At 67.3% G+C, this 660-nt stretch carries 1 protein-coding gene; it reads right to left on the bottom strand.

The features are described from left to right. The coding region (locus A5780_RS21810; RefSeq protein ID WP_156769597.1) for a type IV secretory system conjugative DNA transfer family protein at window positions 1–660 on the bottom strand (660 nt) is incomplete at both ends.

Here is a 660-nt window from a genome sequence, read left to right as displayed (position 1 = left end):
TTGATGTTGGCCGCCGACCACAGCGCCTTCATGCCCGCTTCGCCCCAGCAGCCCACGCCCTGAGCCCAGGACTGCAGAATGGTCATGACGACGATGCCGCGAGATCCGAAGTGGCTGTACTGCTTCGGCAGGTTGCGCCAGCGGACAATGTTGGCGGCCTCATCGAGCACGATCAGCATCGGCACCGGCATCCGGCCACCGGCGCGCCCGCCCTCGTCCTTGCCCGCCGCAGCCACGGCCGACGCGAACGCGGTCACCAGCGCGCCGCCGGAGGCCGGGCCTTCCTCCGACAGCAGATACAGGGTGTCTTTGCTGGTGACGAACTCGGCGACATCGAAGGCCCGGCGCGGGCGCTCACCGCGCTGCGGCGGGCACACCCACCGGCGGATGTCCTCATACTTGAGGACCGCCGCCATCTTCTTCGCGGTCGAGAACACGCCGCCCTTCTGCTTTTCCGGTGCACTGAACTGCTCGGACAGGGCACCGGCGACCAAACCGAAACCGTGGTCGTCGAGGATCCGCACCGGTGTCTCGTCGGTCTGCTTGGTGACCCACTCGAACACCGTCGTGATCGGCTCTTTCGCCAACGCGGCCGCCAGGATCAACCCGGCGAGAAGGTCCTCGCCTTCCGGCTCGAAAAACGCGTCCCCACTGCTGGAG

This window comes from Nocardia sp. 852002-20019_SCH5090214 (assembly GCF_001665865.1).
Classification (GTDB): Bacteria; Actinomycetota; Actinomycetes; order Mycobacteriales; family Mycobacteriaceae; genus Nocardia; species Nocardia nova.
This window is presented reverse-complemented; position numbering and strand designations above follow the sequence as displayed.